This is a genomic window from uncultured Algibacter sp. (assembly GCF_947487605.1).
Taxonomy (GTDB): Bacteria; Bacteroidota; Bacteroidia; order Flavobacteriales; family Flavobacteriaceae; genus Algibacter_D.
On the sequence record NZ_CANKXK010000011.1, the window covers coordinates 121,059 to 147,299 of the forward strand.

A 26,241-nucleotide genomic window follows, 5' to 3' on the forward strand; every position below is an offset into this window, starting at 1 on the left:
CTAGAAATAGTAAACAAAAAAAAGCCTCTCATTTCTGAGAAGCTTTCATATATTTTAAAACTTTAATCTAATTAAAGCGCAGCAATGTGACTTGCTAAACCAGATTTAAGGTTCGCAGCTTTATTTGCATGAATAACGTTTTTCTTTGCTAATCTGTCTAACATAGAAACTACAGAAGGAAACATTTTTTCAGCTTCTTTCTTATCAGTTAACTCGCGTAATTTTTTAATCGCATTACGAGTCGTTTTATGCTGATACTTGTTAGTTAAACGTTTTGCTTCGTTACTTCTAATTCTTTTTAATGCTGACTTATGATTTGCCATTTTATTTTTTTTCTTAATTTTTTAATTGTAGCCCGTAGGGGAATCGAACCCCTCTTACCAGGATGAAAACCTGGCGTCCTAGCCGATAGACGAACGGGCCATTATTTTTTTGAGTGCGCAAATATAAATTTTTTAAAATCTAAACCTGCAATCGTTTCAAATAACGTACAACGTTTCCATTGCGGATGCAAAAATACAACTATTTTTAAATGTTGCAAGACCTATATAATCTTTTTTTAAAAAAAATTGTTTTGCACATATTCTTTAGAAGAATTAATACGCTTTCGCAAACAATACTCTACGTTTAGAAGGGTTTCCAGTATAGACACAAACGCCTATTTCTTCCTTACTTTCTAAAGGAATACACCTTATTGTAGCTTTCGTTAATTCTTTTATTTTATCTTCTGTTTCTGGAGTACCATCCCAATGAGCCGAAATAAAACCCGTTTTTGTTTCTAAAACTTCTTTAAATTCATCAAAATTATCAACTTTAGTAATATGACTATTTCTAAAATCTAAAGCTTTGCTAAACAACGCTTCTTGAATTTCCTTTAATAACCCTTCAATTTTTTGAGTTATACCATCTAAAGCAGTTACTTCTTTTGTTAAAGTATCTCTACGTGCTATTTCTACAGTTCCATTAGCCAAATCTCTTGCCCCAATAGCAATTCGTAAAGGCACACCTTGCAATTCGTGCTGTGCAAATTTAGCCCCTGGTCTATGCGTGGTTCTATTATCGTATTTAACAGTAATATTTTTTCCACGTAAATCACTTAAAATACCATTGGCAACTTCGGTAATTGCATTCAAGTCTTCTTCACTCTTATAAATAGGTACTATTACAACTTGGTTTGGAGCCAAACTTGGAGGTAAAACTAATCCATGATCATCACTATGAGTCATAATTAATGCACCCATTAAGCGTGTAGAAACACCCCATGACGTTGCCCAAACATAATCTTGCTTACCTTCCTTATTAGCAAACTTTACATCGAATGCCTTAGCGAAGTTCTGACCTAAAAAGTGCGAAGTTCCAGCTTGTAGTGCCTTTCCGTCTTGCATCAAGGCCTCTATACAATAAGTTTCTTCTGCCCCAGCAAATCGCTCACTTTCGGTTTTCAAACCTTGAATAACAGGTATAGCCATAAAGTTTTCAACAAAAGTAGCGTAAACATTATTCATTAATGCTGCTTCAGTAACAGCTTCCTGCTTAGTTGCATGTGCTGTATGTCCTTCTTGCCATAAAAATTCTGCAGTTCGTAAAAATAAACGTGTACGCATTTCCCAACGTACAACATTAGCCCATTGATTAATTAAAAGTGGTAAATCTCTATAAGATTGAATCCATCCTCTATAGGTATTCCAAATAATAGCTTCACTAGTTGGCCTTACAATAAGTTCTTCTTCCAACTTTGCTTCAGGGTCTACTCGCAACTTCCCAGGTTTATCTGGGTCGTTCTGTAATCTATAATGAGTTACAATAGCACATTCTTTAGCAAAACCTTCAGCATTTTTTTCTTCAGCTTCAAATAAACTTTTAGGAACAAAAAGTGGAAAATACGCGTTTTGATGCCCAGTTTCTTTAAACATTTTGTCCAATTCTGCTTGCATTTTTTCCCAAATAGCATAGCCATAAGGCTTGATTACCATACAACCCCTAACAGCCGAATTCTCCGCTAGGTCTGCCTTGACAACCAATTCGTTATACCATTTCGAATAATCTTCTGCTCTACTCGTAAGTTTTTTACTCATATTATTGTTTTGGCACAAATATTGTGACTAAGTTAAATAGAAAAATAGTTCAGCAAAACTAACTATTTTTGTTATGTTCAACAATTAAATTCTTGAGATATGCAATTAAATAACTACCTACAGAGAAAAATGCCTTTAATAGCCATTTTTGGATTACTAGTTAGCTTAGTATCATGTGGCTCTTACCAATATGTGGGCGTTGATAATGATGGTATTTACGGCACTAGCGATAATACAAATCAATATGAAGAAGCGGTTGTTGAAATACCAAACCAATCCAATAGCAATTATTATAAAAACTATTTTAGAAATAAATCTTTAGAAGCAGAAAATATCTCTGCCGAAGATGCCATTTTTACTGATATTGATTCTTACGAAAGTGGTAATTATGATGAAGCCGATCCTCTAGCAAATGATTATCAAGGTAATGCTGGTTGGGGTCAAAATAGCAATAATGTTACCATAAACTATATAGATAACGGTTGGAACAACTGGGGTTGGAACGCTGGATTTAATTGGGGATGGAATAATTGGAGATGGAACCGTTGGAACAGATGGGGATGGAATTCATGGGGCTGGAACAGCTGGGGATTCAACGATCCTTTCTGGTGTCCACCTTATTATGGTAGTGGTTTTGGCTGGGGCTGGAATACAGGTATTGCTTGGGGTTATAACAACTGGGGTTGGAATGGATTCTATGGCAATAGATATTATGGAAGAAATTACGCTTATAATGCTGGACGAAGAGGGTCTTATTATGGAAGAAACACCTCGGGCATAAGCAGCCGCAATAGTTCGTTATCTAGACGATCTAGCGTAACAAGTCGAAACACTAGAACGAATTCTAAATATTACACTTCAAGACGGAGTAGTGTAGCTTCAAATAGCAATAGGTCTGGCGTAAATTCAAATAATACCGCAAGACGTAGCAGTAGCACATATTCCTCTCCAAACAATAGATATAGTAGTCAAAATTCTCGAGGCACTTCAACCATGAGACGAAGTCGCTCTGTAACACCTTCTTCAAACTCAAGAGCGCGGTCTTCGTCATCTACAGCTAGAAGGAATTCTAGTTCGGTGTATAGATCATCGCCTTCATATAATAGAAGTTCTTCTTCAAATAATAATTCAACATACAGTCGAAGAAGTAGTTCATCTAGCAATAATCGCAGCTATTCACCTAGTAGAAGTAGCAGTAGTTCTAGATCTAGTTCTGCTTCCAGATCGTCAAGTAGTAGAAGGAGTTCAGGAACTTCAAGCACCAGAAGACGCGGATAAAATCATTAAAAAAAATAAATTTAACAGATGAAAAAGTTACAAATACTATTCATAAGCATACTTTCTATGTCCACAATATACGGGCAAGATATTACCGATGCTTTACGTTATTCGCAAGATGAAATTCAAGGGACGGCTCGTTTTAGAGCTTTAAGTGGCGCCTTTGGCGCACTTGGTGGCGACATGAGTGCCGTAAGCATAAACCCTGCTGGATCAGCTGTATTTAGCCAGAGTCATGCTTCCTTTAGTTTATCGAATGCCGAAGTTAGTAATGATACTCGTTACTTTAATGGTTTAGGATCATCAAGTGAATCAAATTTTGATATTCATCAAGGGGGTGCTTCTTTTGTTTTTGCAAGTAATAGTGATTCGCCATGGAAGAAATTCACCATAGGTGTTGCTTACGAAAGAACTAATAATTTTGATGATAATTGGTTTGCTTTTGGTACAAATACTAACAGTAGTAATTTCAATAATACAATTGGAAGTTATTTCTTCGATTATGCTGATGGACTTAGGCTGGATGAAATTTCTGCTTTTCCTGGAGAGGGTCTTAATCAAGCCTATCAAGAAATTGGAAGCGCTTACGGATTTGGTAATCAGCAAGCTTTTTTAGGCTTTGAGTCTTTTATAATTGATCCAGAAGTTGATGCTGACGATAACACTACTTATTTTTTAAATTTAGCTGAAGGCAACTTCGACCACGATTACACCAAAACCTCAACGGGATACAACGGGAAAATATCTTTTAATGTGGCTGCCCAATATGAAGAAAATTTGTACTTAGGGTTAAATCTAAATTCTCATTTTATAGATTACCAGCGTTCAACTTTACTTTTTGAAGAAAACTTTAACGGTTCTGATGTAGATTTTATTGAGTTCGAAAATAATTTATCTACTACAGGTACTGGCTTTTCATTTCAATTAGGTGGTATATTAAAATTAAGCCAAGAATTTCGAGTAGGACTAACTTACGATTCTCCAACCTGGTATACTATTGAAGAAGAAACGACACAATATTTAGGTACTGACGGCATTAATGGGTTTATAGAAATAAATCCTCAAGTAGTAAATTTATTTCCAGAATACAAAATTCAAACTCCTGCAAAAATCACGGGAAGCTTAGCCTATATTTTTGAAAAACAAGGTTTAATTAGCTTTGACTATTCAAGAAAAGATTATAGCAAAACCGAATTTAGACCAACATCTGATCCAGCGTTTGCAGACGAAAATAATTTTATTAGCAATACCCTAACAGATGCATCTACTTATCGTTTAGGTGGAGAATACAAACACAAACAATTTAGCTTTAGAGGCGGTTATCGTTTCGAAGAAAGCCCATATGCCAATGGCGTTACAGTAGGCGATTTAAATGGTTATTCACTCGGATTAGGATATAACTTCGGCAACACAAAATTAGATATCACTTATGATCAATCTGAACGATCGTTCGAAACACCACTTTATAGTTTAGGTTTAATTGACACCGTTTCAATTGATAGAACAAATTCTAATATAACCTTATCTTTAAGTTTTAACATATAATAAGAACAACTTCAATAAACCAAAAGCTTGAACCTAAAAATTCAAGCTTTTTTCATTTAAATGTAATAAGTTCCACATAAATGAGACTAACAAGCCATATTACAAATTGTTTAATTATGCAAAGTGAAATGCTTATCTTTGCAGACTAAAAACGTTATTTTTCGCAGATGAAATTTGAGAATAATTTAGAAGATTTTGATTCTTTAGGAAACGAACACATTGGCACTTCAGAAAACACGCCAATGCGCGGTGATGCTTTTAAGCTAAATAATGATGAAAAAATAGACATTATTAAGGATGATGTGCGCCATATTATGGAAACACTTGGACTCGATTTAAGTGACGACAGTTTGAATGGCACCCCAAATCGTGTTGCCAAAATGTTTGTTAACGAGATTTTTGGAGGCTTGAACCCTAATAAAAAACCAAATGCTTCTACTTTCGAAAATAAGTATAAGTATGGAGAAATGCTTGTTGAAAAAAACATTACCGTTTATTCAACCTGTGAGCATCATTTACTACCTATAGTAGGAAAAGCTCATATCGCCTATATTTCTAATGGAACAGTTGTGGGTTTATCAAAGATGAATAGAATTGTTGATTATTTTGCAAAGCGCCCGCAAGTTCAAGAGCGTTTAACCATACAAATTGTTAGAGAACTTCAAGAAGTGTTAGATACTAAAGATGTAGCATGTGTAATCGATGCTAAGCATTTATGTGTAAACTCAAGAGGAATTAGAGATATTGAAAGTAGTACGGTAACTTCTGAATTTGGGGGGAAATTTAAAGATATGGGTACACGTCGCGAATTTCTTGATTATATCAAGCTAGATACTAAATTCTAAATATGTTTGATGTTTAGTCGTAAAGACGTAAAGTTGAATAGAAATAATCAGCTTAACAACTAAACGACAAACAACTAAACAATATAAAGATGCACTTATACTCGTTTGAAAAATTAGAGGTTTGGAAAGAAGCTATTCAACTTGGAGTTAAAACGTATAAAATCACAGACTTATTTCCAAAAGAAGAAAAATTTGGATTAATTTCACAAATGAGACGATGTTCCGTTTCTGTTTCCTCTAATATAGCAGAAGGAACAGCTCGATTAACAAATAAAGATAAAGCACATTTCATGACTATGGCCTATAGTTCTGCGCTAGAATTGTTAAATCAAGCTATAATATCAAAAGAACTCGAATTTATTTCCGAAGAAAACTATAAAAATATTAGATTTGAAGTTGAATCTATAACCAACAAGATTAATTCATTACGAAATCATTTTCTAAAGTCCTAACGACTTAACAACTATGCAACTCTACAAAGAACACCAAATTAAATTATATAACTCGCTTACTGGCAAAAAAGAAAACTTCAAACCTATTAACGAAGGTTACATAGGCATGTATGTTTGTGGACCTACCGTTTATAGCAATGTTCATTTAGGTAATGTAAGAACCTTTATGTCTTTTGATATGGTTTTTCGTTATTTAAAACATTTAGGTTATAAAGTAAGATATGTTAGAAATATTACTGATGCTGGCCATTTAGAAAACGATGCAGACGTTGGAGAAGATAAAATTACGAAAAAGGCACGTTTAGAGGAAATTGAACCTATGGAAGTGGTTCAGCGTTATACTGTAGATTTTCATAACGTACTTAATACATTTAATTTTTTACCGCCAAGTATAGAACCCACTGCAACGGGACATATTATTGAACAGATTGAATTGATAAGTAAAATTATTGAAAATGGTTTTGCTTACGAGGTTAATGGATCTGTCTATTTCGATGTACATAAGTTTGATGAAACAAACGAATATGGAAAATTAAGTAAGCGTAAGCTGGAAGATTTAATACATAATACGCGTACACTTGACGGACAAAGTGATAAAAAGAATCCGCAAGATTTTGCACTTTGGAAAAAAGCCGAACCTCAGCACATTATGCGATGGCCTTCTCCTTGGAGTGATGGCTTTCCTGGTTGGCATTTAGAATGTACAGCCATGAGTACAAAATATTTGGGAGAACAATTTGATATTCACGGTGGTGGTATGGATTTAAAGTTTCCCCATCACGAATGTGAAATTGCTCAAAATGAAGCAGCCAAAGGAGTTAGTCCTGTAAACTACTGGATGCATGCCAATATGTTAGAGTTGAACGGGCAACGTATGTCTAAAACAACAGGAAACACCGTTAATCCTGATGAATTATTATCTGGAAATAACAAATTCTTCAGTAAAGCTTATGCACCTAGTGTTATTAGGTTCTTTAATGCACAATCATCTTACCGAAGTGTATTAGATTTAACGGATGATGGATTATTAGCAAGTGAAAAAGGATTTTATAGACTCATGGATGCTGTAAATCTTTTGGATAGTTTAAAAGCATCGGAAACATCTTCAATAGATATTCCTGCATGGAAACAGAGATGTTATGATGCTATGAATGACGATTTCAACTCCCCTATTTTAGTCGCTCATTTATTTGAAGCAGTAAAATATATCAACCAAGTTAAGGAAGGTTCTGAAACACTATCTATTGAGGATTTAAACTTACTAAAAGAAACAATTAACAATTTTGTTTACGACATTTTAGGCTTAGAAAACAACGCTAAAAGCGATTCTGGAACCGATAAACTTTCTGGAGCTGTAGATGTATTAATAAGGCTAAGACAAGATGCGAGAGCAAATAAAGATTTTGCTATGTCTGATAAAATTCGAGATGAACTTGCTGCCGTTGGCATTCAGCTTAAAGATGGTAAAGACGGGACGACGTTCAGCGTTAACTAAAAAGAACAATTGGAGTAATAAGTCATATTAAACCTGTAGAAATATATCAATTTATTTCATACTAAAAATAGGTTTCGACAAGCTCGACCTGACAGTATAGCACAAAAATGAAAAAACTACTCATAGCCCCATTTTTGTTTTTGATAAAAGTGTACCAAACACTTATATCTCCGCTAACACCTGCAACCTGTAGATTTCAACCAACTTGCTCTCATTACTCTAAAGAAGCATTACAAAAACACGGTTTATTTAAAGGTGGATGGTTGGCTATAAAAAGAATTTTTAGTTGTCATCCCTGGGGAGGCTCTGGCTACGATCCTGTACCTGAAAAGGATGACAACTAAAAACTATGCCATTGCGCCAGCTCGCCTGTTCTCTAAAAATGTACACTGTACATTTTCTTTACGCTCTATCGCCCTGGGGAGGCTCTGGCTACGATCCTGTACCCGATAATAATAAAAAGTAAAAAGCAATTTTTTGAATGTTTCTTTTTAGAGGCTGATTTGGGTGCTTACTTTATGTTTCACTCAAAAAATGCTTTTAACAAGTTTATTTTTGGTTGTTAACAAATATATATAAAATTATCCATGAAACGCAAATTTTATCGATTAAATGCGTTTTAGCGATTATTTACTTGGAATCTCTTTCAAAATCTCTAAAACAAAATTCCAATACTTTTGAACCGATGAAATTTGAGCGCGTTCATCAGGCGAGTGTGCGCCTTTTATATTAGGTCCAAAACTAATCATATCCATCTCTGGGTAATTTTGCCCTAAAATACCACACTCTAAACCCGCATGACAAGCAGCAACATGTGGTTTTTCACCGTTTAATTCCTCATATAACTTCGTCATAACTTTCAAAATTTCAGAGTCCATGTTTGGCGTCCATCCAGGATAATCTCCAGAAAGCGTCACTTCACAACCTGTTAATTCAAAAGTAGCACGAAGGGTATTGGCTAAATCCATTTTAGAACTTTCTACCGAAGATCGTGTTAAACAGCCCACCTTAATACTACAGTCCTTTACAATAACTCTTGCAATATTATTAGAAGTTTCAACCAAATCGGGAATATCTGCGCTCATTCTGTAAACACCATTAAGTGCTGTATACATAGCCCTTGTAAAACCTTCTTGAACCCCTAAATCCATGATTGATTTTGGTGTTTCAATTTTCGAAACCTCAATTATCAAATCAGGTTCCATAGTTTTAAGCTCTTTCTTTATGGCATTGGAAAGTATATTAATTTCTAATAAAAAAGCGTCTTCATGAATAGCATCTATAGCAACTATCGCACTACTTTCTCGTGGTATGGCGTTTCGTAAACTACCACCATCAATTTCAGAAATTCTTAACCCATAATTTTCGAAACCATCAAACAATAAACGATTCAAAATTTTATTGGCGTTACCCAAACCTTCATGAATTTGCATACCTGAGTGACCACCTTGTAAACCCTTAACCTCTATGTTATAGCCAATTTTAAACTCTGGTGTCTCCTCTTCCTCGTAACTTCTAGTCGCTGTAACGTCTATGCCTCCTGCGCACCCCACACCTATTTCATCATCTTCTTCGGTGTCTAGATTTAATAAAATACCTCCCGATAGCAAACCGCCTTTTAACCCCATCGCACCTGTCATTCCGGTTTCTTCATCTATGGTAAATAGGGCTTCAATTGCTGGATGTGGAATATCTGTACTTTCTAAAATCGCCATAATAGTTGCTACTCCTAGCCCATTGTCTGCTCCTAATGTGGTTCCTTTTGCTCTTACCCAATCGCCATCTACATACATTTCAATACCTTGTGTATCAAAATCAAAACTAGTATCTCCATTTTTTTGGTGTACCATATCTAAATGCGACTGCATAACTACAATGGTTCTATCTTCCATACCAGCTGTTGCAGGTTTTTTAATGATAACATTCCCAACTTCATCTTCAATGGTTTTTAAACCTAAGTTTTCACCAAAATCTTTCATAAAAGCGATTACACGTTCTTCTTTTTTTGATGGTCTTGGTACAGCGTTTAAATCGGCAAATTTATTCCACAATGCTTTTGGTTCAAGTTGTCTTATTTCTGAATTCATAATCTTAAAAATCTAATAAAACAAAGATACATTTTACTTGAGAGGATTAATAAACATTTTCCTATTTTTGATTTATGCTGAAGAAAACAAAATTAGTAATCGCACTAAGTATAGTTCCGCAATATTTACTTATAAAATTGCTTTCAAATTTCCCTGAATTTATTGAACACTATTACAGTAATGGACTATATCCTTTTCTATCAAAAATTTTTAGATATGTGTTTGGTTGGGTTCCATTTTCTTTTGGAGACATATTCTATGCTTTGGCTATTATATATTCTATTCGATGGTTTTATAAAAACAGAAAACGACTTAGAAAAGATACTAAAAATTGGGTTGTAGATATTTTTGCAGTTATTTCTATTATCTATTTTGCCTTTCATGTATTATGGGGAATTAATTATTATAGGTTACCATTACATAAGAATCTAAATTTAAAATCGGAATATTCGACCCAGCAATTAATAGATGTAACTAACAAGCTAATTGAAAAATCTAATTCAATACACTTAAAAATAACTGATAACGATACGGTTAAAATAAATTTACCTTTAAGCAAAAGTGATATACTTAAGTTAGCCCCAAATGGTTACGAAAACTTAAAAGAACGCTTTCCGCATTTAGAATACCATCCAAGAAGTATAAAAAAATCATTATTTAGTTACCCCTTGACATATATGGGGTTTAGTGGTTATTTAAATCCGTTAACAAACGAAGCGCAGGTAGATGGTATTATTCCTGTTTTTAAATTCCCAACGACGACTTCTCATGAAATGGCTCACCAACTAGGTTATGCTGCTGAAAATGAAGCTAATTTTATTGGCTTTATGGCTGCTACAAATCATGATAATATTTATTTTAAATATGCTGGATACACTTTTGGTTTACGTTTTTGCCTAAATGAAATTTATATGAGAGACGAATGTTTGTTTGAAGACATGGCCGCCGATGTAAATAAAGGCATCCTAAAAAACTATAAAGAAACTCGTGAGTTCTGGGAAGCTCATAAAAACCCAGTAGAACCATTCTTTAAACTTTTTTACGGTAATTTTTTAAAAGCCAACAATCAAGGTAAAGGTATGGAAAGCTACAGCTATGTTGTTGCTTTATTAGTAAACTATATCGAAAATCATTCCTTATAACATTACTCTACAAGTGTCGCACCTTCGGGAACTTCAAAAATTTCAGAATCAGGTTTTTCTTTTGAAAGTTTCGCATCAATAAACTTTAAATCGCTAGCTTTTACAGTAGGCATATTATTTTCGTATTTATACCATGTTAATGTTTCTGGCAATAACAAGCCATCTATAGTTTCCCAATTGCTATATTTTATAAACTTAAACGTTTTACTTTTTTCTTTAGAAAAATAGGTAACCGTATAACTTAACCAAACCATTTTGTATGTTTCGGCATCATAATACAACACATACTCATCATCTGGTGATTCGCCTACTCCTGCATCATAAGAAATTTTAATACCTGGATACGTTTTGCCTTCAAAAACCAAGGGATTAGTATCTTTATATATAATACCGTCATCTGCCAAAACAAATGGCATCGCATAAAAATAGAACATTAAATTATAATAAAACCTTGGATTTTCTTTAAATGCTGTACTGTCTTTACTTTGTAACCAAACATCTTTACCATTAAAACCAAGTGTATGTTTAGGCATTTCTATTAAAGATTTTCTGTTTTTTATGTTAGTAGTAGTTACTTCATTTCCATTTGCTCTTTCTATGGTAAACTCTGTTAATTTCATTGTATTCCATACATCTAAACCACCATGAGCATCAAATATTTTTGTAATATTCTCTGGGTAGATGCTTGTTGTTACGTCTAGGTTTTCTTCAGAATAATCTACTGTTGGTGTTGTTTTGTTTTTACAGCAGAATATTGAAATTACACTAATTAAGAAGAGTGTTTTTTTCATTTTAGTGTTTCTTAAATTTTATGATTTAGTATATCTATCTTATGGCGAACAAATTACAATAAAAAAAGCTTCAGATAACATCCGAAGTTTTTTATCAACTTAAATTAATGCCTCATTATTTCTTACATAGCCTTTTAATGTGCTCTTCTGTGTCATTGTCCACTTTTACAAAATACACACCAATCTTTAAGGAGGATATATTAAATTTATAAGTGTTGTGCTTTAGTTCATCTTTGAAATCTAAAACTAGCTTTCCTTGAATATCGTAAACTTTAATTTTTGTTTCATGAGATAAAGCTCTACCAAAGCTTAAGTTAACTAAATCGCTTGCTGGGTTTGGGTAAAGCAACACTCCTATACCATCAAAAGAATTGATACTCAAAGAATTTGAAGCAATAAGTTTCATCTCATGAACACTAAAACAACCTATATGAAAATCTGGTGTTGCTCGCACATATATGGTTTGCTCATTAGGAACAGTATTTACATAATTACCGTAAATTGCATTCTCATCATTTAAAGCATCATTTTCTGTTTCATGAAACGTAACGTAAGTATATAAGAAATTTGAAGATGAAGCTATTTCCGTACCTTTAACATCTAAGTCAAAAGTAGCAAAACCATTATCATCTTCATCTAATACTTCAAAATTTGAAACAGAAACCGACGGAGGTTCTGCTCCTTTTACTTCGCAAAAAACATTTACAAGAACAGGCAATCCTGATTCTAGGGGTTCTGCCCTTGCATATATAAATTCTCCTTCTTCACCATAAGTCATATAAACCTTATAAGCTTCGGGGTTATCTATTACATTAATACCTAAATTGGCATCATCCATACTATTATAATGTGTAGGAGTTTTGTACTTAGATGGATCTGCAAAAGTATAGCAAAAGGGATAAGTATCATTTAATTGGGTTAAATCAATAAGTACAGATTGATCAATTGACGAGCCATCATCACATTCGGTTAAAGATGTAATTCCACAAGGAACTTGAGAGTTTATGACCATTGAACATAAAATCATTAACATGAATAGTAAACTTTGCTTCATAATAACTTAAATTTGCATTATAAAATTAGTAAAAAATTGCCTACAAAGTTAATTACTAGTACACAAAACGCTTTTATTCGTCAACTCGCACAATTAAAAGATAAATCGCGCGAACGTAAAAAAACTGGCACTTTCATAATTGAAGGTGTACGCGAAATTTCTTTAGCCTTAAAAGGTGGTTATGAGTTTGAAACAATACTAATCTATTCTGAATTATTTTCTTTAGAACAGCTAAACAACTTAACAAATCAACAACTCAACATCATTGAAATTTCAAAAGAAATCTATCAAAAATTAGCTTATCGTGGAACTACTGAAGGTATTATAGCTATTGCAAAATCAAAAAAAAATTATTTAACTGATTTAACGTTTAAAAACGAAAACCCTCTAATTTTAATAGCAGAAGCTCCTGAAAAACCTGGAAACATTGGTGCCATTTTAAGAACTGCTGATGCCGCAAATGTGGATGCTGTCATTATTGCAAATCCTAAAACAGATTTATACAATCCTAATATTATTCGCTCTAGCGTGGGTTGTTTATTTACAAATAACATCGCTACAGGAACTACTACAGAGATTATTAAATTTCTTAAGGGTGAAAATATAAATATTTACTGTGCGGCTCTAGAAGTATCAGTGGGTTATCATACACTGAATTATACTAAACCAACTGCCATTGTTGTAGGCACAGAAGCTACTGGACTAAGTAGTGAGTGGTTAGAAAACGCGACTCAAAATATTATAATCCCTATGCAAGGTGAAATTGATTCTATGAATGTTTCTGTAGCTGCTGGAATTCTTATTTTTGAAGCCAAAAGACAAAGAGATTTTTTATGAAAATCTCAAAAAACAAATTACAAAAACTAAATTACAAATACGCTACGCTTTGGAATTTAGCGTTTTAAATATTGGAATTTTTTATTTTATGAATTCAACTACCCTATTTTACATCATCATCGCCATTATTGTTATCAATTTTATAGTTGATAAGGTTTTAGATGCTTTAAACGCAAAACATTTTAACGATAAACTTCCTAATGAGTTACAAGATGTTTATGATGAAGTTGAATATAAAAAATCACAAAACTATAAAGCTACTAATTACAAATTTGGATTACTAACTTCTACTTTTTCTATCATTCTAACTTTAGGGTTTTTAATTTTTGATGGTTTTAAATTTGTAGATAATATTGCTAGAGCTTATAGTGAAAACCCAATTATTGTTGCGCTTATTTTCTTTGGAATTATTATGATTGGCAGCGATATTTTAACCACACCGTTTTCATATTACAGCACTTTTGTTATTGAAGAAAAATTCGGGTTTAATAAAACGACTGTAAAAACATTTTTCTTAGATAAAATTAAAGGTTGGTTGATGATGGCTATTGTTGGCGGTGGCATTTTAGCACTAATCATGTGGTTTTACGAGACTATAGGAAAACATTTTTGGCTCTATGCTTGGGGACTTATTGCTGTTTTTTCCTTATTTATGAATATGTTTTATTCTAAATTGATTGTACCGCTTTTTAATAAACAAACCCCTTTAGAAGATGGTACTTTACGAGATAAAATTTCAGCATACGCTAAAACGGTTGGTTTTAAATTAGATAAGATTTTTGTAATTGATGGCTCTAAACGCAGCACCAAAGCTAATGCTTATTTTTCGGGTTTTGGTAGTGAAAAACGTGTAACACTTTACGATACATTAATTAATGATTTAGACGATGAAGAAATTGTTGCTGTTCTTGCTCACGAAGTGGGACATTATAAAAAGAAGCATATCATTTTTAATTTGTTTGCATCTATTTTATTAACTGGATTGACGCTTTATATTTTATCGCTGTTTATATCGAATCCGCTATTATCGCAAGCTTTGGGCGTTGAGACACCAAGTTTTCATATTGGGTTGATTGCTTTTGGACTCCTCTACTCGCCTATTTCTGAAATAACAGGGTTGATTATGAATGTGTTTTCTAGGAAATTTGAATATCAAGCAGATGATTATGCCAAAAACACCTATAAAGGTGAACCTTTAATTACCTCTCTTAAAAAGCTTTCCAAAAATAGTTTGAGTAATTTAACACCACATCCTGCCTATGTGTTTATGCACTATTCGCATCCTACGCTTTTAAAACGCATTGGGAATTTGAAGAAGTAGGTTTGTGTTGGGTAAATATATTTTAAGTCATTAAGGATAAGAGTCTACAAAAGAAATAACCTATTTTTTATTATCTATTTTATTCGATATATCATCTAATTTACGTTCAATGTCCTCCAAATTTGTTGAACCATATTCTCTAAAACTCCACAACTTTCTGGCGATCGTATCGAGTTTATCATTGTCATCATAACTATAACCTCCATCCCAATTTATTGCTCCATAAATTCGACTCACAATTGTTTCTGCCAAATTATCATCATCTTGAATAAGTCTTGTTGTGGTTGCAACAGTTACTGGAGAATCTGGAATGTGACCATTCTCTATCTCCTTAATTTGTTCTTCAATTTGTTTTTTTGCATTCTCTACATCATCTAAATCCTTTATATCTACCTGAATTGTTCTAATTCCTGCTAAATCAAATGGTATTTTTTGGCCTTTTTTAATAACCTGAATGTATGGCTTTCTACTTGCATGTCTTAGAGCTAATTCATAAAACACATTAGGGTTTTGATCTGTTAAATCAGCTATAACTAGGGAGCTTTCTAAAATTAAATTTATAATTTGTGTTGTAATTAATCCAACTTTTGCAACTTGGTCAGCTCTAATAGTATTATACTGCTTGGAATCTAAAACGGGTTTAAAAACATGATTCAGCAATTTGTCTGAATGTTTCCTCTCATCAGAATTTTCTTTTCCAATAGGACAAATAATAAAACAATCATCACTAAATATTTTTTCGCTCATAAACCTAAAGTATTTATTTCAAAAGTAATCTAAATAATAGAATTGAAGAAAGAAGTAGGCTACAACAACATATCACATGAACCCCTTAAAAACAAAAATAACCTTCTAATTAAAATATAAAATGGTAAATGACTCCGTTAACAATTGAATGTCTGTTTGATTTCCCGACGTGTAGTGAAAGCGTGTTAAAATGCCCAAAAGAATTAAATTTCAAATCCCAAAATCTAAATTCCAAACCTCTAATCAGCAATCGAAAATCGTTAATCGCCAATCAAAAATAATAATGTATCTTTGCCGCTTGAAACTCAAGACGAGTTTAAATTCCTCAGAGAGAGGATGTGTTACTAGAAGTTTAGGTTTAAGTATGTCGATTCACTTCTTTATGTAACACTGCATAATAAATCGCATACATTAATTAAAATGAGCACATTCCAAGATTTAGGTCTTAATGACGACCTATTACAAGCAATTACAGATTTAGGTTTTACAAAACCAAGTGAAGTACAAGAAAAAGCAATTCCAATTTTATTAGAATCGGAAACCGATTTAGTAGCACTGGCCCAAACAGGCACTGGTAAAACAGCTGCTTTTGGTTTCCCAATGTTAGAAAAAATAGATATAAACAGTAGAACCACTCAAGGTTTAATTTTATCGCCTACGCGTGAGCTTTGTTTGCAAATTACCAACGAAATGAAACAATACGGTAAGTACTGTAAAGGATTAAACGTTGTTGCTATTTATGGCGGATCTAGTATTACAGACCAAGCACGCGAAGTGAAACGTGGCGCACAAATTATTGTAGCGACTCCTGGACGTATGAAGGATATGATTAGCCGCCGTTTGGTTGATATATCTAAAATCCAATATTCGGTTTTAGATGAGGCCGATGAAATGCTAAATATGGGCTTTAAAGAAGATATAACCGATATTCTTTCTCATACGCCAGAAGACAAAAATACCTGGTTGTTTTCTGCAACAATGCCTCGTGAGGTAGCTACTATTGCTAAAAAATTCATGAAAGATCCGCAGGAAATAACTGTTGGAAATAAAAATGAAAGTACAAATCAAGTATCCCACGAGTATTATTTAGTAAATGCAAGAGACCGTTATCAAGCCTTAAAAAGATTATCGGATGCTAATCCAGATATTTTCTCAGTTGTATTTTGTAGAACAAAACGTGATACACAAAAAGTAGCGGAACAATTAATTGAAGATGGTTATAGCGCTGGTGCTTTACACGGAGATTTAAGTCAGAACCAACGAGATTTGGTTATGAAATCGTTTAGAAACAAACAAATACAAACACTTGTAGCTACTGATGTTGCTGCGCGTGGCATTGATGTAGATGATATAACACACGTTATAAACTACCAATTACCAGACGAACCCGAAACTTATACGCACCGCTCTGGTAGAACTGGGCGTGCAGGTAAAACAGGAATTTCAATGGTGATTGTTTCCAAAAGCGAAGTGCGCAAAATAAAAAGTATCGAACGCATTATTAAAAAGCAATTCGAGAAAAAGGAAATTCCTGATGGAGCAGATATTTGCGAAGTACAATTAATGTCACTTGCTAACAAAATTCATAACACCGAGATTAATCACGAAATTGATAAACATTTAACTAGTATAAATGAATTGTTTGCTGATACAGACAAAGATGAATTGATTAAAAAATTCTTCTCTGTTGAATTTACACGTTTTTATAACTACTATCAAAAATCTAAAAACTTGAATGTTTCAGAAAGCTCAAGAGACAGAGAAGGCGGACGTGAAAGTGGTAGAAATTTTGGTGGTAAAAATGATTCTACGCGTTACTTCATTAATGTAGGTGGTAAAGATGGTTTTGATTGGATGAAATTAAAAGATTTCTTAAAAGAACAATTAAACCTTGGTAGAGATGATGTTTTTAAAGTAGAAACTAAAGATAGTTTTTCGTTTTTTAATACTGAAAATGAATTAAAAGAGAAAGTATTAGCACATTTTACCGACTTTAAACACGAAGGTCGCTTTGTAAATGTTGAAGTTTCTGAAAATCGTGGTGGCGGAGGAAGACGCGATAGAAAAGGTGGCGGAAGACGCGATGGCGGAAGAAGAGATGATAGACGTGGTGGTAGAAGACGTGACGATAGAAAAGAAGGTTCTGGAAATAGAAGTGAAAGAAGACGAAGTGATAGTGCTTCTAAACCAAGACGTTCAGATTCTGGTGGTTCAGGCATTTCTAGACCAAGACGTTCTAGACGCTAATTATACTTTTTTTTGTTAATTTTAAGTCAAAATAAAACATACAACAAAGAATTGACATTTTGTTTATTACTTTAGCCTTGAAATTGATTGCATGAAAAAACACCTGCTTATTTTTATTTTAACACTAGTAGCTTCATCATTTTGCTTTGCTCAAAATAATGATAAGGTTTCTGCTATTGTTATAAATTCTGCAGATGAGACACCATTAGAAAGTGTTAACATTGTTAATCTTAACCAAGTTATTGGGACAACTACTAATATCAAAGGTGAATTTGAAATTCAAGCAAAAGCAAATGATACGCTTCACTTTTCTTATCTAGGTTTTAAATCTATTAAAGTTCGTGTAACAAACGATTGGTTAAAATTTGGAAATGCAACCATAGAATTAACCGAGTTAGCACTTGCTCTTGAAGAGGTTGTTGTAAATCAATTAAAACTTACAGGTTATTTGGAAGTCGATATAAAACAAGTCCCTATTATTAACGATAATTATCGTTATAGCATTTCAGGACTTCCAAGTACGGGTTATGAAGCAGGTAAAAAATCAGGACTAACCAAAGTTATTGGTTCCATATTTAACCCAGCAGATTTCTTGTATCGCATGTTTGGCAAAAAGCCAAACGAATTACGGAAGTTAAAAAAGATGAAACAAGATGATGAAATAAGAAATTTATTGGCATCACGCTTTGACAGAGAAATGCTTACCGTTTTACTACAGGTAGATCGTGTAGATTTAGATGAAATTGTAAGTCAGTGTAACTATTCCAAAGGATTCATTCAAACAGCCAACGACTTACAGATACTTGATGCTATTAGCGAGTGTTATGAAGAATACAAACTACTAAGCAGAGGTCGAAGTAAACGTTTGTAGTAATCTACATAAGTAATCAAAAAATCAATTCTGAAATAATTTATCACATTGATCCTTTTCATTTAGTCTTAGTTCAGGATAAACTAAAGCCAAAATGTTTTAAAAATTAACATCTAAAGGTTTTCGACTGCGCTCAAACTAACAATATAAATTACTTATAACCCAACTTTTTTTAAGCTCTTGAATGTAAGGCAATGCGGTTACCCTCACTATCAATAAAAATAGCCATATAACCAATATCTGGTGAAATTTGTGTCTTTGCTTGTATAATTTTACCACCATTACTTTCCACTCTGTTGATCTCAGTATCCACATTTTCAGATGAAAAATAGACTAACACGCCTTTACTTTCACTGGGAACATAAGCTTTGTTTAAAATTAATGACCCAGAAGCTCCCGGACTTCCTTCAGCAAAAGGAAACCAAGCCATTAAAGTACCTCCAAAATCTTGAACAGAAACATTAATGCTAAACACCTCATCATAAAAAGCCTTAGCTCGATCCATATTGGTTACAGGAATTTCAAACCAGCCCACCATATTATGATTCATATTTTATAAGATTACAATTGATATAACAAAGTACATAAAAAAGATAAATAAATTATTGTAGATTATTAATTTATAACTATTTTTGCACCCAATTTCGGGTTAACCTCTGGCGAGAATCGTGAATGTTGTTTCGAATCAACTATTATTAAATTTAAAGATATGGAATCTTTAGTAAAATTTGTTCAAGACGAATTTGTAACAAGAAAAGACTTACCAGAGTTTGGAGCTGGTGATACAATTACAGTTTATTACGAAATTAAGGAAGGAAGTAAAACACGTACTCAGTTTTTTAGAGGTACCGTAATCCAAAGAAGAGGATCTGGATCTTCTGAAACATTTACAATTAGAAAAATGTCAGGATCAATTGGTGTAGAGCGTATTTTTCCAATTAATTTACCTGCATTACAAAAAATTGAAGTTAATAAGCGTGGTAAAGTTCGTAGAGCAAGAATCTACTATTTTAGAGGACTTACTGGTAAGAAAGCTAGAATTACAGAACGCAGACGCTAAGAGTTTTAATAACTACATAAGGAAGCCTTTGATTAACATCAAAGGCTTTTTTTATTAACAAAAGTTAATAAGTATGGTTTATAAATAGTTAATATCTAATCATTTAAAAAATTTGTAATTCTCGATTCTTGATTTATATTAGCAGAAGAATTAATAACAACTTCGGTTGGTTTCATTTGAAAAAGCGAAACATTTAATTCTTATTAAAGTAACGTTCTTTATATAAATTGTTTTTTGAGGTTTCGTTGTGCCATGTGTATGCATGCGTGAGCAAGAGATCAAGATTCTGTAAAAAGCCCCAAATGCGCAAGTAGTTGGCAGCTAGTGCAGATGAAAGTTCAAAAAAGTAGCAGAGATCGAAAGTGAATGCTATAAATAAGAGCAATGCTTAAAACCAAACAGACATGAAAATGAATGTATGGTGATAAGTATCAAGAAAAACAATTAACAGGAGTATTTTAGTAATAGGTCAATACATATTGAAAATTACATAAAAGTACTTCTTTGAAATGACCAAACTTGAATTGAAAAGGTTTGATGAAAATTTAAACCAAATTTAGTAGCAATACTAAATAGATCACGGGAAGTTATTTCAAAAAAAGCCATGTCAACGCAGATTAAATTCTACAGTGATATGGCTTTTGTTATTTTATAAGCTTTTTAAAATATCTTTTAAATAATTCCTATTAGTATTATCGTTTTTTGGCATTATGCCAAATCAGTTCTACTAAAGCATTTTCATTAGTCTTTAGCACAATTATAAAAGTCTATTTTTGTATATTCGCAACGCTAAAAATGGAACTAATATTTTACTACAGTTTCTAGCGTTTTAATAATTCAAAAAAAATTGACACTAATGTCTAAAATTATTTACACGAAAACAGACGAGGCACCAGCGTTAGCAACTAGATCGTTCTTACCTATTGTAAAAGCTTTTGTAAAATCTTCAGGTATTAATATTGAAACTAAAGATATTTCCTTAGCCGCACGTATTTTAGCTGTTTTTCCAGATTTTTTAAATGAAGACCAACAAGTTTCTGATGATTTAGCATTATTAGGTGAGCTAGCAAAGAAACCAGAAGCTAATATTGTAAAATTACCAAACATTAGTGCTTCTATTCCGCAATTAAAAGATGCAATAAAGGAATTACAATCAAAAGGATTTAATATCCCTGATTACACTAACAATCCAGAAAACGATTCAGAAAAAGACATAAAATCTCGATACGATAAAATTAAAGGTAGCGCTGTAAATCCCGTTCTTCGTGAGGGTAATAGTGATAGGCGTGCGCCAAAAGCCGTAAAGAATTACGCTAAGAAAAATCCACATTCTATGGGTGCTTGGTCAAGCGATTCTAAAACTCATGTAGCAACGATGTCTAATGGAGATTTTGCTCACAACGAAAAATCTGTTACTTTATCTGAAGCAACTAATATTACAATTGAGCATACAGATAATAATGGTGTATCTACAACTTTAAAAGATAGTTTCTCCTTGTTAAAAGGCGAAATAATTGATGCTACCGTAATGAGTAAAAAAGCGTTAGTAAGTTTTTTAGATGAACAGGTTGCCGATGCTAGAAAAAAAGGTGTATTATTCTCATTACACATGAAAGGCACTATGATGAAAGTGAGTGATCCTATTATATTTGGGCATGCAGTAAAAGCCTTTTTTAAAGACGTGTTTGAAAAGCACGGACAAGTGATTGATGAAATTGGAGTAAATGTAAATTCTGGTTTGGGTAATCTTTTAGAGCGCATTCAAGAGTTACCAGAAGATAAACGTAAAGAGATTGAGGCCGACATAGAGGCGACTTATAAAAATGGATCTTCAGTTGCTATGGTAAATTCCGATAAAGGAATTACGAATTTACATGTACCAAGTGATGTAATTATTGATGCCTCAATGCCTGCAATGATTCGTACATCTGGACAAATGTGGAATGCAGAAGGTAAACTTCAAGATACTAAAGCTGTTATTCCAGATAGTAGTTATGCTGGAATTTACTCAGCAACCATAGAATTCTGCAAGAAAAACGGAGCATTCGACCCTACAACTATGGGTACAGTACCTAATGTTGGACTTATGGCTCAAAAAGCTGAAGAATATGGTTCTCATGATAAAACATTTGAAATCCCTTCAAACGGTATTGTAAAAGTAATTGATGCTTCTGGAAATGTTTTATTGGAACACACAGTTGAAACTGGTGATATCTGGAGGATGTGTCAAACAAAAGACGCCCCTATTCAAGACTGGGTAAAATTAGCAGTTACTAGAGCGAGAGCATCACAAACTCCTGCTGTATTTTGGTTAGATAAAAATAGAGCTCATGATGAACAAATAATTAAAAAAGTAAACACCTATTTAAAAGACCACGATACTTCTGGATTAGATTTAAGAATCTTATCTCCTATTGAAGCTACCATTTTCACTTGCGAAAGACTCATAAAAGGAAAAGATACCATCTCGGTTTCTGGTAATGTGTTACGCGATTATTTAACAGACTTATTTCCTATTCTCGAAGTAGGTACTAGTGCCAAAATGTTATCAATTGTACCATTAATGAATGGTGGTGGTCTATTTGAAACTGGAGCTGGAGGGTCGGCACCAAAACACGTACAACAACTACTTGAAGAAAATCATTTACGTTGGGATTCTTTAGGTGAATTTTTAGCACTAGCGGTTTCTTTAGAACACTTTAGTGATGTAAATAACAATCCAAAAGCTAAAGTTTTAGGTGAAGCTCTTGACGATGCCACAGATAAGTTATTGGAAAACAAAAAAGGCCCTTCGAGAAAAGTAGGAGAATTAGATAACAGAGGAAGTCATTTTTATTTAGCCATGTATTGGGCACAAGAATTAGCTAATCAAACTAAAGATAATAGCTTAAAAGAAGAATTCACCCCAATTGCAGAGCAACTAACAAAGAATGAAAAAATAATAGTTAAAGAGTTAAATGATATACAAGGAAAAGAAGTAAGTATTGGCGGTTATTATAAGCCAAAAGAATCTCTTCTAAATGAAGTAATGCGCTCAAGTAAAACATTTAATTCTATTCTAAACTAAAGATTAATATAAACTATATTTTAAAAGCTCCTTTATTAGGGGCTTTTTTTATATTTTTATAAAAAAAGAAAAATTGCTATCGGATGAAAAACCTTATTTTATGGTTTCTTTTTGGGCTATGTATTAATATTAATTCACTAAAAGCTCAAGAAAAATTCACCTTGAGTGGCACAATTTCAGAAGAAAAAAGTAACGAGACTCTTATTGGAGTAAATATTCTTTTTCCAGAAATTCAGGCTGGAACTACCACCAACGAGTATGGTTTTTTTTCTATCACACTTCCAAAAGGAACCTACAATATTTCCATAAGTTATTTAGGTTTTAATACCATAAATGAAACTATTGCCCTAACCCAAGATATTAGCAGGAATTTTAGTCTAATAGACAATTTAGAAAACCTCGATGAAATAGTTATTACAGAAAATATTGAAAAACTCAATATTAAGACACCTCAAATGAGTGTAAATAAATTAACCTCTGGGAGTATAAAAGATATTCCAGTAGTTCTTGGAGAATCTGACATTATTAAAGCCATCACCTTACTACCAGGAGTAACTAGTGCAGGCGAAGGCGGATCTGGATTTAATGTGCGTGGTGGCGCAGCCGATCAAAATTTAATACTTTTAGATGAAGCAACCATTTACAATTCATCACATCTATTTGGTTTCTTCTCTGTATTTAATCCAGATGCTATCAAAGACCTACGCTTATACAAAGGAGGCATTCCTGCACGATATGGTGGTAGAGTTTCTTCCGTTTTAGACATATACCAAAAAGAAGGAAATAGCAAAGAATTCCATATAAATGGTGGTATTGGTATTGTTTCAAGTAGGTTGCTTGCCGAAGGTCCAATAAAAAAAGAGAAAGGATCTTTCTTATTTGGAGGACGCTCTAGTTATGCACACCTATTTTTACCGCTTTTCGATATTGATAACATCGCATATTTTTACGATTTAAACACAAAATTAAGCTATAAAATAAACGATAGAAACAATATTTATTTGTCAGGTTATTTTGGGCGTGACGTGTTTAGAATTGAAGATACTTTTGAAAATATTTATGGCAATTCTGTTTTAAACTTTAGATGGAACCATTTATTTTCAGATAAATTATTCTCAAATTTATCATTAATCTACTCAGACTATTACTACGATTTAAAACTAAATTTTGTTGAATTTGACTGGGTTTCAGGAATTCAAAATTTCAATTTAAAATACGATTTTAAACACTATCTAAACGATAAAATAAAATTGCAATATGGTTTAAATAGCATCTATTACAAATTCAATCCAGGAGACATAAAACCTACAGTTCCTTCTTCGGGTATTAATCCTTTTAAGTTAATTGATAAATATGCATTTGAAAATGCTATTTATTTAGACGTCGAACATAAAGTTTCCAATAAATTAGCTTTATCCTATGGCTTACGTATAAGTTCTTTCCATCGCTTGGGACAAGATGAGCTTAATATATACGAAAATAATCTAGCAGTTATTTTTAATGAAGATTTTCAAATTTATGAAAAAGCAGCCCCAGTAGACACGGAATCATTTAACCGAAGTGATGTTATCGCAAAATTCTTCAATTTAGAACCACGAGCATCTTTAGCTTATCAATTAAACTCAAGAAGTTCGATAAAACTGAGTTATAATCGTATGAGTCAGTATTTACATCTCCTTTCAAACACCAACTCTCCTACACCGTTAGATATATGGACACCAAGCGGAAAATTTATTAAGCCACAATTACTCGACCAATTTGCTATTGGTTATTTCAGAAATTTTAATAATAGTGACTACTCAATAGAACTTGAAAGCTTTTATAAAATAGTAAAAAACAGAATCGATTATATTGACGGAGCCGATTTAATAGCCAATAATGCCATTGAGCAAGTTATACTAAATGGCAAATCTAGATCATACGGATTAGAGGTTTTACTTCGTAAAAACGAAGGTAGATTTAAAGGGTGGTTTGCTTATACGCTATCCAAATCTGAACAGCAAACACGAGGCAGAACAGTTAACGAATTAGGAATTAACAATGGTGAATGGTATAGAACACCTTTCGACAAAACCCACGATATTTCTATTACAGGAAGCTATCAATTAAACAAAAAATGGAAAATAAATAGCAATTTCTTATTCCAAACAGGGCAACCTGCGACATTTCCAAACAGTCAATATGAATATAATGGCTTAAACATTCCAAATTTTAGTGTTAGAAATTCAAACAGACTACCATCCTATAACAGGTTAGATGTATCGTTAAATTACACACCGAAACCAGACAAAAAAAGGGGTTGGCAAAGTTATTGGGTATTTGGCATTTACAACATCTATAATCGACGAAATGCCGCTTCTATATCGTTTGGTCAAAACATAACTACTGGATTAAATGAAGCTACTAGATTAGCCATTTTTGGCATTGTGCCATCAATTTCTTATAATTTTAAACTTTAAGATTATGAAAAAACTAACATATTTAATACTTCTTAGCTTTTTTACCATTGTATCCTGCGAGGATGTTATAGATGTAGATGTAAATTCTGCAGAACCAAGGTTAGTTATTGATGCCTCTTTAAATTGGATAAAAGGAACTGCAAGCAATATGCAATTAATTAAACTAAGTCTAACTGCACCCTATTTTAACAATACTATTCCGCCTGCTACAGGAGCAACTGTAATTGTAACAGATTCTAATAACAACACCTTTAATTTTATTGAAGAACCAAATACTGGTATTTATATAAATGAGGTATTTAGCCCAGAAATAGGCACTACTTATAACCTTAGCATTAGTTATAACAACGAAGTATACACAGGTACAGAAACATTATTACCAATAGCACCTATTGAGTTTGTTGAGCAAAAGAATAATGGTGGTTTTTCAGGTGATGAAACTGAAATAAAAGCTTTTTACACAGACCCCCAAAATATTGAAAATTTTTACTTATTTGAATTTATTGTTTTTACTAGTGATGAGCTAAGTATTGAAATTTATGATGATGAATTCACAGATGGAAATCAGATTTTTGCTTTTCATTCTGATGAAAACTTAGTGAAAGGCGATGAATTAGTCATTAGAAGTTCTAGTATCTCTGAACGTAATTACGAGTTTTTAAATATTTTATTACAACAAACAGATGATGAATCTGGCGACCCTTTCGAAACGCAACCCGCTACAGTAAGAGGCAATTGTATCAATCAAACAAATCCAAGTAATTTTCCGTTAGGCTATTTTAGAGTTTCAGAAACAGATGTTTTTACCTATATAATTGAATAGGTAAAATCCTTGTATCGTTTAATCTAATTTCAACTAATTATTAAG

22 protein-coding genes and 1 tRNA gene are annotated in these 26,241 nt (G+C 32.9%); 15 read left to right on the forward strand and 8 right to left on the reverse strand.

Annotation, left to right across the window (positions count from 1 at the left end):
• Window positions 1–71: 71 nt before the first annotated feature.
• The 3 genes from rpsT to proS all read right to left on the reverse strand — a co-directional run bounded on the left by rpsT (window position 72) and on the right by proS (window position 2,075).
• A complete protein-coding gene (gene rpsT, locus Q0739_RS12810; protein WP_298239137.1) occupies window positions 72–323 on the reverse strand; it encodes a 30S ribosomal protein S20 in 252 nt (83 codons plus the stop codon).
• 28 nt (window positions 324–351) lie between these two features.
• Window positions 352–423 (reverse strand) — tRNA-Glu (locus tag Q0739_RS12815).
• Between the two features lie 173 nt (window positions 424–596).
• Window positions 597–2,075 carry a proline--tRNA ligase gene (proS, locus tag Q0739_RS12820; RefSeq protein ID WP_298239138.1) on the reverse strand — a complete coding sequence of 493 codons (1,479 nt, stop codon included), beginning with the start codon at window positions 2,073–2,075 and terminating at the stop codon, window positions 597–599.
• Window positions 2,076–2,174: 99 nt separating this feature from the next.
• On the opposite strand from proS, the gene Q0739_RS12825 reads away from it, so the two are divergent.
• The 6 genes from Q0739_RS12825 to yidD all read left to right on the forward strand — a co-directional run bounded on the left by Q0739_RS12825 (window position 2,175) and on the right by yidD (window position 8,034).
• Window positions 2,175–3,353 carry a hypothetical protein gene (locus tag Q0739_RS12825; RefSeq protein ID WP_298239139.1) on the forward strand — a complete coding sequence of 393 codons (1,179 nt, stop codon included), beginning with the start codon at window positions 2,175–2,177 and terminating at the stop codon, window positions 3,351–3,353.
• 66 nt (window positions 3,354–3,419) lie between these two features.
• Window positions 3,420–4,898, forward strand: a complete 1,479-nt coding sequence (locus Q0739_RS12830; protein WP_298239140.1) for an outer membrane protein transport protein — start codon at window positions 3,420–3,422, stop codon at window positions 4,896–4,898.
• A 167-nt stretch (window positions 4,899–5,065) separates the two neighbouring features.
• A complete protein-coding gene (gene folE / locus Q0739_RS12835; protein WP_298239141.1) occupies window positions 5,066–5,743 on the forward strand; it encodes a GTP cyclohydrolase I FolE in 678 nt (225 codons plus the stop codon).
• Window positions 5,744–5,832: 89 nt separating this feature from the next.
• Window positions 5,833–6,195 (forward strand): four helix bundle protein, encoded by a 363-nt coding sequence (locus tag Q0739_RS12840; RefSeq protein ID WP_298239142.1) that lies wholly within the window; start codon window positions 5,833–5,835, stop codon window positions 6,193–6,195.
• A 13-nt stretch (window positions 6,196–6,208) separates the two neighbouring features.
• Window positions 6,209–7,690 carry a cysteine--tRNA ligase gene (gene cysS, locus Q0739_RS12845; protein WP_298239143.1) on the forward strand — a complete coding sequence of 494 codons (1,482 nt, stop codon included), beginning with the start codon at window positions 6,209–6,211 and terminating at the stop codon, window positions 7,688–7,690.
• Between the two features lie 107 nt (window positions 7,691–7,797).
• The gene (gene yidD, locus Q0739_RS12850; protein WP_298239144.1) at window positions 7,798–8,034 is read left to right on the forward strand and encodes a membrane protein insertion efficiency factor YidD; all 237 of its coding nucleotides are present in this window, start codon (window positions 7,798–7,800) and stop codon (window positions 8,032–8,034) included.
• Between the two features lie 282 nt (window positions 8,035–8,316).
• Here the strand turns inward: yidD and Q0739_RS12855 are convergent, their stop codons facing one another.
• Window positions 8,317–9,777 carry an aminoacyl-histidine dipeptidase gene (locus tag Q0739_RS12855; RefSeq protein ID WP_298239145.1) on the reverse strand — a complete coding sequence of 487 codons (1,461 nt, stop codon included), beginning with the start codon at window positions 9,775–9,777 and terminating at the stop codon, window positions 8,317–8,319.
• A 74-nt stretch (window positions 9,778–9,851) separates the two neighbouring features.
• On the opposite strand from Q0739_RS12855, the gene Q0739_RS12860 reads away from it, so the two are divergent.
• On the forward strand, window positions 9,852–10,919 hold the full coding sequence (locus Q0739_RS12860; RefSeq protein WP_298239146.1) for a DUF3810 domain-containing protein: 1,068 nt from the start codon (window positions 9,852–9,854) through the stop codon (window positions 10,917–10,919).
• A gap of 2 nt (window positions 10,920–10,921) precedes the next feature.
• Here the strand turns inward: Q0739_RS12860 and Q0739_RS12865 are convergent, their stop codons facing one another.
• Window positions 10,922–11,710, reverse strand: coding sequence for a DUF6503 family protein (locus Q0739_RS12865; protein WP_298239147.1), 789 nt, complete (start codon window positions 11,708–11,710; stop codon window positions 10,922–10,924).
• Between the two features lie 115 nt (window positions 11,711–11,825).
• Entirely contained in the window at window positions 11,826–12,764 is a 939-nt protein-coding gene (locus Q0739_RS12870; RefSeq protein ID WP_298239148.1) for a T9SS type A sorting domain-containing protein, read from the reverse strand.
• Window positions 12,765–12,800: 36 nt separating this feature from the next.
• Between Q0739_RS12870 and Q0739_RS12875 the strand changes: the two genes are divergently transcribed.
• Window positions 12,801–13,601, forward strand: a complete 801-nt coding sequence (locus Q0739_RS12875) for an RNA methyltransferase (protein ID WP_298239149.1) — start codon at window positions 12,801–12,803, stop codon at window positions 13,599–13,601.
• An 88-nt stretch (window positions 13,602–13,689) separates the two neighbouring features.
• On the forward strand, window positions 13,690–14,922 hold the full coding sequence (locus tag Q0739_RS12880) for a M48 family metallopeptidase (protein WP_298239150.1): 1,233 nt from the start codon (window positions 13,690–13,692) through the stop codon (window positions 14,920–14,922).
• A gap of 60 nt (window positions 14,923–14,982) precedes the next feature.
• On the opposite strand, the gene Q0739_RS12885 is transcribed toward Q0739_RS12880, so the two are convergent.
• Entirely contained in the window at window positions 14,983–15,669 is a 687-nt protein-coding gene (locus tag Q0739_RS12885) for a hypothetical protein (RefSeq protein WP_298239151.1), read from the reverse strand.
• 420 nt (window positions 15,670–16,089) lie between these two features.
• On the opposite strand from Q0739_RS12885, the gene Q0739_RS12890 reads away from it, so the two are divergent.
• Entirely contained in the window at window positions 16,090–17,916 is a 1,827-nt protein-coding gene (locus Q0739_RS12890) for a DEAD/DEAH box helicase (RefSeq protein WP_298239152.1), read from the forward strand.
• A gap of 91 nt (window positions 17,917–18,007) precedes the next feature.
• Window positions 18,008–18,787 (forward strand): carboxypeptidase-like regulatory domain-containing protein, encoded by a 780-nt coding sequence (locus tag Q0739_RS12895; protein ID WP_298239153.1) that lies wholly within the window; start codon window positions 18,008–18,010, stop codon window positions 18,785–18,787.
• Between the two features lie 172 nt (window positions 18,788–18,959).
• On the opposite strand, the gene Q0739_RS12900 is transcribed toward Q0739_RS12895, so the two are convergent.
• Window positions 18,960–19,337 (reverse strand): VOC family protein, encoded by a 378-nt coding sequence (locus tag Q0739_RS12900; protein ID WP_298239154.1) that lies wholly within the window; start codon window positions 19,335–19,337, stop codon window positions 18,960–18,962.
• Between the two features lie 159 nt (window positions 19,338–19,496).
• On the opposite strand from Q0739_RS12900, the gene rplS reads away from it, so the two are divergent.
• From rplS to Q0739_RS12920, 4 genes are all read left to right on the forward strand, one after another.
• Window positions 19,497–19,847 carry a 50S ribosomal protein L19 gene (rplS, locus tag Q0739_RS12905; RefSeq protein ID WP_298239155.1) on the forward strand — a complete coding sequence of 117 codons (351 nt, stop codon included), beginning with the start codon at window positions 19,497–19,499 and terminating at the stop codon, window positions 19,845–19,847.
• An 856-nt stretch (window positions 19,848–20,703) separates the two neighbouring features.
• Window positions 20,704–22,914, forward strand: coding sequence for an NADP-dependent isocitrate dehydrogenase (locus tag Q0739_RS12910; protein ID WP_298239156.1), 2,211 nt, complete (start codon window positions 20,704–20,706; stop codon window positions 22,912–22,914).
• An 83-nt stretch (window positions 22,915–22,997) separates the two neighbouring features.
• Window positions 22,998–25,373 carry a TonB-dependent receptor gene (locus Q0739_RS12915; RefSeq protein WP_298239157.1) on the forward strand — a complete coding sequence of 792 codons (2,376 nt, stop codon included), beginning with the start codon at window positions 22,998–23,000 and terminating at the stop codon, window positions 25,371–25,373.
• Between the two features lie 4 nt (window positions 25,374–25,377).
• Complete coding sequence (locus Q0739_RS12920) at window positions 25,378–26,196, forward strand: DUF4249 domain-containing protein (protein WP_298239158.1); 819 nt, start codon at window positions 25,378–25,380, stop codon at window positions 26,194–26,196.
• Window positions 26,197–26,241 lie beyond the last annotated feature (45 nt).